The organism is Bacillus sp. AFS041924 (genome assembly GCF_002577195.1).
GTDB lineage: Bacteria > Bacillota > Bacilli > Bacillales > Bacillaceae_G > Gottfriedia.
On sequence record NZ_NULG01000150.1, the window covers coordinates 1 to 9,057 of the forward strand.

Consider the following 9,057-nt stretch of genomic DNA (forward strand, 5'->3'; position numbering starts at 1 on the left):
GATAAGATTAATAAAGACCTAATTTTTAAATATAAACAAAGTTAAATCATAAAAATTTTAAATTTGTTTATATTTGGGGGAATTTTGCAGAATTCTAGGTTTTTTATTGAAAAATTTTAAAAATTAAAAAATTCCAATTTATACATAAAAAAACTATCAAACTTTAAGGAAAAAAAGATTGATAGTTTTTTATGATTCTATAAATTTCTGAAGTGTTCCCTAGATTACATAATCCATATCCTTCAATAAACGAAAAATCAAATCTATGAAACACTTAAAATTGATTTAACTTCTATAATTTTTTAGTTCTTTTCATTACAGTTTCCATTATAAGGAGTACCTATTTTTGTACTTGGACAAAAGCTAGGATTATTAGAACATAAAGCAGAAGTAAATTCAGGATATAACCTACTTATTGTATTAAAGTAGCAGCCGATATAATGATTACGGGCTATACTATTTAGTTGAAAATTAACAGGATACATATTATTTACATGCCGATAATATAAACCTTTAACTGTAAACGGTGGAGGATATATTTTCTCTGGGAAAGTTGAAACGAATCATGAATATTAACAATTCTACTGCTATCTTTTACCTCTTGATTAAATCGGTAAGCAAAATCAGGATCTCCAACACGAGGACAGCCAAACGTATACACTGAAGCATTCTTAAATTTTGAATTCACTGCAATATCTAATGTAGCTAATATTGCCAATGCACCACCATAGTTATGGCCAGTAATCAATAGCTTTTTGTTCTTTGAGAGTTTGTTTAATTCTTTAAATAATTTGTTTCTTGTAGATTGATATATACATGTAAAGCCTCTAGAAGTTTTACCACTCTTTTCAACAAATAATCTACTTGAAGTATGTCATATGCTGCAATAAGGTCTGTAGGATAAGAAGCGGATCCTCTAAAAGCGATTATGTTCTGCTTCTTTGATTCAGCAATAAAACCAAATACTTCATTTGTAGGATTCTCTATATTTACATCAGCATGAATAATATACATAAGCTCGAAGCCTTTTGGTAAAGTAATTGTTCCATTAAAGAATAGCAAATAGGTTTGATAGCTAAATGCAGCGAGCAATATAGCCTCTTCGCTAATCAAATTATTTCTTTTTCCTGAGGGATTCATTTCTCACCCTCTCCTACATTGTAGCTTTATCTTTTTTATGAACAATTTTTGAAATACCAAGTACTTGCCCAGATTCATTCAATTCTTTTAATTGGAAATATAGACCAACTGAATTTACTTTAATTTTTGTCTCAAATCCTTTGCGTGGAATACTACTTTTAACTATTTTCATTTGGTTATAAGAATGTCCAGACAGAACTTGCCACGCGACAGTTTCAGTTGAACCGTTCCATGATGCATAAACAATTCACATTTATCTTTACCTTCATTGGATGTAATGATGGTGCGGATATAAAGCTCCATACTTCTTCATTTAAATTTTGTGAATTTGGAGATGGAGTTTTCGAAGTATGTTTTTCCATTCTAATGAATCATGTCCTAAAACTAACCTAATTTATTTTTCGTAAAAAAATAAAGAAACCATACTGCATGATTTTGCTCATCTTTTGCTGCTCTATTAAAAGCATTTTTTATGAATTGATTTGATGTCCCATCTGAAATACTTAAATAAAAATCCACTGTTTCTTGCTCATCCTTTAGTGCAAACTCTAAACCTTCAATGTAGGTATCCGGACAATTTTCTGAAACTTTAGCCTGTGGTAGTTTTCCTGTTAAGCTTGTATAGATCGATACAAATTGGTTGTAATGTTTAATTTCATCCTCTTTTATTTCTAAAATTATTTTGCGTTCATTTTTATCCTTTGCTAAATTCGCTAATTTTGTATAGCAACTAATTGCTGAATATTCACCATTTATCGCCTTTTCAATTTCATTAATTAATTTTTGATCTCTATACAAATCACCATAACTTTGATAAAAATACATAACATCACCCTTATTATTTAATTAAATTAGGTTAAGTTACACTTAAATTTATACCTCGTATATTGTATGACCCATTCTTAGATATTAAGAATATTTTTTAATGATGACGAATCCTCAGAAAATAAAATTTTTAACCATTTTTGTCAACTTATAAATAAAATAGAGCTTATTCAAGACTTTATTTCCCCTAACTTAAATTATTTTGCTGATTCAATTCGTAATTTGTTTTGCTAAATCCTCACCAAGTATTTCTGCAAAGGGTATACAAGCTTTTCCAACATATTTTTATTTTTTCTGAGACCTACAAATGATAATCGTTTTAATAAATTTAAAAAGGATTTTTTTCAATTACTTTGATAATTCAAATCGAGTAGGAGGGGGCGGCTAGCCCCCGACCTCTCACACCACCGTACGTACGGTTCCGTATACGGCGGTTCGAAAGTTTATGAAATTATCTCACTTAAACATTTTAATTTTAGTTCTTTCCAGTAGTTATTATTTAAGGCATAATCTAGAGTTGGATTATTAGAGGTGCGCCAGTAACCTTTCCTTGAATTGGCACATCTCCATGCTTTATTGGCATTTATCCCCAGCCTTTTCAGATTTCGGTATTTGGTTGATGTCTTCTTCCATTCCTTCCATCGACATGCTCTTAATCTTCTTCGGGTATGCCTATCAATCTTTCTGGCATATTTTTGGATATCTCCAATTTTAAAATAATTCCCCCACCCTTGAAGGAGTTGGTTTATTTTCTCTATCCGATATTCCATACTTACTCCCCAGTTGCGGTTGGTTAGTTTCTTTAGTTTTGTTTCAAGTCGTTTCTTTGTTTGCTTCGGCACATATATTCTCGTTTTTCCCCACATGTTATAAATACTGACTCCCAAAAATATACGTGCTTTCGGCTTTCCCACTGCGCTTTTTTCCTCATTTACCTTTAATTTCAACTTCTTTTCGATGAATTCACTGACACCTTTTTTCACTCGTTCGCCAGCCTTTTGACTTTTCACGTAAATATTACTGTCATCTGCATAACGCACAAATCGAAGTCCTCGTTTCTCCAGCTCTCTATCCAATTCGTTTAGGATAATATTGCTCAATAATGGACTAAGTGGTCCTCCTTGTGGTGTACCTTCATGATTCGCTTGTATTGTCCCATTCTCCATTATGCCTGCTTGAAGGAACCTTCGAATTAATTTGAGTGTTGGTTTATCAGAGATTGTCTTATAAATAATTGACATCAGTTTGTCATGTTGAACTCGGTCAAAGAATTTTTCTAAGTCAATATCTACTACGTAGGTATATCCCTCTTCCACGTAGCGTCTTGCTTGTTCGATTGCTTGATGAGCGCTTTTATTTGGTCTGAAACCATAACTAAATTCACTAAATTGAACATCAAAAATTGGTGTCAGCACTTGTACAACCGCCTGTTGAATCACTCGGTCAGTTATAGTTGGTATCCCTAATTTTCGTGTTCCTCCACTTGGTTTCGGTATATTTACCCTTCTTACTGCCTGTGGTTTGTATTTTCCACTTCGTATTCTTTCGATAATTTCTTCGCTATGTTCTTTTAAGTAGATTCGTGTAGCTTCTATATCTTTCTCATCGACTCCTGCTGCACCTTTGTTTTTCTTAACCTTTTTAAAAGCCATATTGAGATTATCTCTACTGGTGATTCGATTGATTAATTCCATATTGTCTCCATGAGTAGGTTTGCGCATAGGAACTCCACGCTAATGGTTTCTCCCACGTTTTCCGAACGTTTCGTAAACCATCAGTCCTTTTTAAGGTTGGCTGTGTCATCATTCCTATGTAAACTTCCATTTTCATGGTCACTCCTTTCGTTCAGTCCTTCTCAACATTTGTTGATACTATGACGTCTGCTGACTTCTCTTAACTCAGTTTCTTATCACTAAGAAAGTTCCCATTGGGTTATTAAGAGATCTCCCAGGGTAAGTTCATCCACTTTCATCTCATTTGTCTGCCACATTTATTCCTATTTTATCTAGAGATATTTTGGACTTTATCTTGTTATGCAGACTCATCCTAAAATAAGAACCTCGAATGTGATTCGTGTACCTCAGACCGAGATTTTGTCTAGGGCTTCCTTCAGATTTCATGTCACCATGAACACCCTTGCCTTCAACTAATGGTTCGCATATCTCAACGCCCATAACGGACTTTCACCGTCAAGTTGATGAACATGCCTGGCACACATAAAAAGCATGAAACTAAAAAATTTCATGCTTGCTTTCTTACTATTTTCTCAAATGATATGGAACCGTCGTAATTACTACATCTTTTTGACTAATCAACCAAAGTCGAAGTAAAAGTGCAGTTTGATTATGAAGGAGATTATGCCACCATTTTTTAGGAATAAATTGTGGAATCACAATTTGAACATGACTATCTGGCTCGTTTCCTTCTATTAATTTAATGAATCTTGAAAGTGGTGCAAGTACTGAACGATAAGGGCTTTTTAGAACTACTAAGCGACATGGATTACCCCATTCTTCCCATTTTTCTTCCATTCTGTCAATTGATTCATCATCAAATCCAACATAGACAGCTATTGGTTCATTTGCAATACCTTTTGCAAATGATAGTGTATTATGAACAACTCGATGAGTACCTGAAACTAATACAACTGTTACGACTTTATTTGCTTCAGGTTTAAAAGAACTTAAATCGATTCGTAATTCACTTGCTACATTTTGATAATGTTTATAAATTGCTAAAGAGAAGAGAATCATTGTTGGAATTACGACTAATACAACCCAAGCACCATCAACAAATTTTGTAACCGCAAATATGATAGTAACAACGGATGTTACAATTAATCCTATAATATTTATTGCTAATTTCACTTGCCATTTCGCACCCTTAACTCGTTTCCATCTTCTTGTTAAACCTAATTGAGCAATTGTAAAAGATAAAAATACACCGATTGCGTACAGTGGAATCAACGCATTTGTATGAGCTTGGAATGCAATAATTAAGATACTAGCTGCTGCAGCAAGTGCAATAATACCATTTGAGTAACCTAAACGATCTCCTCTGTTTGTAAATCCTCTAGGTAAGTAGCCGTCTTCTGCTACAATTGCTGCTAACTGAGAAAATCCTGTAAAAGTCGAGTTAGCTGCCAAAATTAAGATGATAAATGTGAACCAAATCATAACTTGATACAAAATTCCGTGTCCGAAATATACCTTTATTAACTGAGATAGCATCGTATCATTCGGATTCGGTGAAATTCCATTTACATATAAATGATATGCAAATCCTAAAAGTGTAATTGAAGTAATTACTCCTAAAGCTATATATGTTTTAATCGCATTTTTCTGACGAGGTTCTCTAAAAACAGGTACTGCATTTGAAATTGTTTCTATCCCCGTTAAAGCAGAACATGCCGAACTAAATGCTTTCAATACAATTAAAATACTTAATCCTTGTGGAACTGTACCAAACGTAGGTGTATGATGCTGAACAAATCCATTTTGGAATTCATCAAAGAATCCCGTAAAAATCAAAAGTAACATACAAATCATGAACCCAAATGTTGGCCAGGCAAAGATTTTTGCAGATTCTGCAACCCCACGAAGATTTACAATTAATAACGAAAATACACAAAAAATCGCTAAAACCGTTTCATAAGGCGCAACAGCTGGATATGCGGATGACACAGCTTCAAGCGCAGCAGAAACTGAAACCGCAACAGTTAAAATATAATCTACAAGTAATGAGCTTGAAGCAACGAGTGAAACCCATCGAGGCTTAAAATTATCTTTTGCAATGGCATATGCTCCACCTCCACTAGGATAAGCTAAAATCCCCATAATATATGAAAGAATAAGAATCCCTAATAAAAGAACAGTTGCTATTGTAATCGGTATGATATACCAATGTGCTTTTCCCCCAAGAGCAATCAACTCAGTCATACCTGCCTCTGGTCCATAAGAAACAGATGAATACAAATCGGCTGCAAGAATCGGCAAAGCGATGAACCAAATCAGTTTATTATGCTGAGCATGGATCTCTGCCGTTCTCATAGGTCGACCAATAAAAACTCGTTTTACACTGTTAAAATTTGCAATCGAGTAATAAATTCCAAAAATCGCTAAAACAAATAGTCCAAATTCTATATAATCGGACGGATGTTGCATAAATTTCTCCCCTTTTCTAAAAAAAAGCATACAAAAAAACACTAAGCTTTACTTAGTGTTTAAAAACAATACTAAATAAACCCCCTTCTTTAAATGCTTACGAGGTTAGCTGTCGGATTCGGGATTAAAGAATACCCCTACCTTTAACAAAAAAGGATTCACCCCAATAAAGAAATGGTTCCCCCGCTCTTAATAAGATTAAGCAATTATGGTTATGAATTAGAAAAATATAGAATTTAAATGTAAATATATAACTTCAAGTTAATTTTGTAAAGAGACTTTTTCTTAAATTTACATTAAAAAATTTTAAAATCACAAATTAAGTACACTTAAAGAATCAGTGTTATTTGATCCCTAAGCCGTGCATTTCCTATGTCCTGTTCTACTTATCGTACTTGATTCCATTCGATTTGTTGTGACTTGCCGGTTACTATCATATTTGTTAACACATTTTGTACTTCTGTTTGATTAAACGTTGAGTTCTTTGTATTAGTTTCTGACATATTCGTTTCGTACCCTGTCAGTAAAATCGAAAATCCACATCCAACTACTAATGATAAAATTACTTTCTTCATTTTGCCTTTCTCCTCTCTATTTTTCCAAATAAAAAAACCATGACCTATGGTCGTGGTTCGACGTTCGTTTTTAAACGTAAGACCAACTATAAGGAAAATTGACGACTAATTAGCGCGCTTGATTCCATACGATCTCTTGTGATGTACTAGCTACTACCATGTTTGTTAACACGTTTTGTACCTCTGATTGATTAAACATAGAGATCTCTTTATTAACTTCTGATTTGTTGGATTCGTATCCCTTAATAAAATCGAAAATCCACATCCAACTACTAATGATAAAATTACTTTTTTCATTTTGTTTTCTCCTCTCAAATTTTTTTCATATAAAAAAACCATGACCCTTTGGCCGTGGTTTGACGTTTTTTTAAACGTAAGACCATCACGATGGAAAATTCACGATTTTAGCGTGCTTGATTCCATACGATCTCTTGTGTCTTATCAACTGTAACGATGTTTGTTAACATGTTTTGTACCTCAGTTTGATTAAACGTTGAGATCTTTTTATTAACTTCTGACTTATTCGTTTCGTACCCTGTCAGTAAAATAGAAAATCCACATCCAACTACTAAAGATAAAATTACTTTCTTCATTTCGACTTCTCCTTTCGCTTTTTTTCATATAAAAAAACCATGACCTCTTGGCCGTGGTTTGACGTTCGTTTTTAAACGTAAGACCAACTTTATCATGATAAAAATCACTCGTCAATTGGTGTTTTTTGGAATAATTTATGTAAACGATTACTTGTAATAACCGATTTTTAAAGCTTAGTTTTTGGTAATCGTTTACATAATTATTAGCTATTTTGGAATAGTTGACGAGAATAAAATAGAAAGAAAGACAACTAAAAAAAATAGTTGTCTTAATAGGTAAGGAATAATTTATTAATGTATTTTCAAACTAATATATAAACCTAATAATGTAATGATTAACACTGGAATCGTTAAAATAATTCCGATATTTAAATAAGTGCGATAAGAAATTTTTATGCCTTTTTGTGATAATACATGTAGCCATAATAATGTAGCAAGGGATCCGATTGGCGTCATCTTTGGTCCTAAATCCGAACCGATTACATTTGCATAAATCAATCCTTCTTTAATAAGTCCAGTTGTATTTGTATTTTCAATAGCTAGTGATGCAATCATAACTGTCGGTAGATTATTCATAATAGCAGAAAGTATTGCAGAGATAAAACCCATACCTACTGTTGCTATTAATAAACCTTGATGAGCAACAGAATGAATTATTTGACCTAATCCATCTGTTAAACCAACATTCTTCAATGTATAAACAACTATATACATCCCAATTGAAAACACTACAATTGTCCATGGCGCATCTTTTAAAACTTTTTTCGTATTAACAGCTTTACTTCTTTTCCCCAAAAATAAAAAGATAATAGCCGCTACCCCAGCAATAAACGAAACTGGAACATGAATTAATTCACCGATAAAGTAACCTGCTAATAATAACAAAAGTACTAACCAAGATATATAAAACATTTTTTTATCTTTTATTGCATCCTTTGGAACCTTCAAATTCGCAAGATCATAGTTTTTCGGAATAACCTTTCTAAAATAAAAATAAAGCACCAAAATACTAGAAACTAGCGAAAAGATATTTGGAATCATCATTTTACTCGTATACTCTAAAAAGCCAATTTTAAAATAATCTGCAGTAATAATGTTCACTAAATTACTTACAATAAAAGGAATTGATGTAGTATCTGATATAAACCCGCTAGCAATAATAAATGGAAATACCATCTTTTCATCTAATTTCAGGCTACGTACCATAGCTAATATGATTGGCGTAAGAATTAGCGCTCCGCCATCATTCGTAAAAAAAGCGGTAACAAATGCTCCAAGAATATTTATGTATATAAACATCTTAATCCCGTTTCCACTCGCGGCACTTACCATATGTAATGCAGCCCATTCAAAAAAGCCAATTTCATCTAAAATCAATGAAATAATAATGACAGCTATTAATGCAAATGTTGCATTCCAAACAATACTTGTTACGATAACGACATCATGAAAATCAACTAGACCTAACAATAAAGATAAGACTGCTCCTCCAGTTGCGATCCATCCAATTGAAATATTTTTCGGTTGCCAAATAACTAAAATAAGAGTGATGATAAAAATGAATAATGCAAGAATAATTGAAACCAATTAACAATACAGCCTTTCAAGTTTTTTATTTAGACTGAATAATTATATTACAGTCTTTTTGTTAAAGATACATTGAATTTTTTTCATTATTCCACGAGTAATGAAATGTTACTTTACTGATAAATCTATAAAAAAGACAACTAAATTTACTTAGTTGTCTTCATGCTGTTGAAA

Annotated in this window: 10 protein-coding genes and 1 riboswitch; all 10 genes read right to left on the reverse strand. The window is 32.6% G+C overall.

Annotated features, from left to right (window positions below):
- Nucleotides 1–490 precede the first annotated feature (490 nt).
- Complete coding sequence (locus tag COC46_RS23205) at nt 491–814, reverse strand: lipase family protein (RefSeq protein ID WP_369700082.1); 324 nt, start codon at nt 812–814, stop codon at nt 491–493.
- Entirely contained in the window at nt 775–1,140 is a 366-nt protein-coding gene (locus COC46_RS23210; protein ID WP_369700081.1) for a hypothetical protein, read from the reverse strand. Before COC46_RS23210 ends, COC46_RS23205 begins: the two co-directional genes overlap by 40 nt.
- A 13-nt stretch (nt 1,141–1,153) precedes the next feature.
- The gene (locus COC46_RS22430; RefSeq protein ID WP_176545249.1) at nt 1,154–1,312 is read right to left on the reverse strand and encodes a hypothetical protein; all 159 of its coding nucleotides are present in this window, start codon (nt 1,310–1,312) and stop codon (nt 1,154–1,156) included.
- 212 nt (nt 1,313–1,524) lie between these two features.
- Nucleotides 1,525–1,965: a ferritin family protein gene (locus tag COC46_RS21640; RefSeq protein ID WP_098811956.1), complete on the reverse strand. Its 441-nt coding sequence runs from the start codon at nt 1,963–1,965 to the stop codon at nt 1,525–1,527.
- 443 nt (nt 1,966–2,408) lie between these two features.
- Nucleotides 2,409–3,686 carry a group II intron reverse transcriptase/maturase gene (ltrA, locus tag COC46_RS21645; RefSeq protein ID WP_098811957.1) on the reverse strand — a complete coding sequence of 426 codons (1,278 nt, stop codon included), beginning with the start codon at nt 3,684–3,686 and terminating at the stop codon, nt 2,409–2,411.
- 537 nt (nt 3,687–4,223) lie between these two features.
- Nucleotides 4,224–6,128, reverse strand: a complete 1,905-nt coding sequence (locus COC46_RS21655; protein ID WP_098811959.1) for an APC family permease — start codon at nt 6,126–6,128, stop codon at nt 4,224–4,226.
- 79 nt (nt 6,129–6,207) lie between these two features.
- Nucleotides 6,208–6,343: riboswitch (cyclic di-AMP (ydaO/yuaA leader) on the reverse strand.
- A 171-nt stretch (nt 6,344–6,514) separates the two neighbouring features.
- A complete protein-coding gene (locus COC46_RS21660; RefSeq protein WP_098811960.1) occupies nt 6,515–6,703 on the reverse strand; it encodes a hypothetical protein in 189 nt (62 codons plus the stop codon).
- Between the two features lie 165 nt (nt 6,704–6,868).
- A complete protein-coding gene (locus COC46_RS22985; RefSeq protein ID WP_255295000.1) occupies nt 6,869–7,000 on the reverse strand; it encodes a hypothetical protein in 132 nt (43 codons plus the stop codon).
- Between the two features lie 107 nt (nt 7,001–7,107).
- Nucleotides 7,108–7,296 carry a hypothetical protein gene (locus tag COC46_RS21665; RefSeq protein WP_098811961.1) on the reverse strand — a complete coding sequence of 63 codons (189 nt, stop codon included), beginning with the start codon at nt 7,294–7,296 and terminating at the stop codon, nt 7,108–7,110.
- A gap of 291 nt (nt 7,297–7,587) precedes the next feature.
- Nucleotides 7,588–8,883 carry an arsenic transporter gene (locus COC46_RS21670; protein WP_098811962.1) on the reverse strand — a complete coding sequence of 432 codons (1,296 nt, stop codon included), beginning with the start codon at nt 8,881–8,883 and terminating at the stop codon, nt 7,588–7,590.
- Between the last annotated feature and the right edge of the window lie 174 nt (nt 8,884–9,057).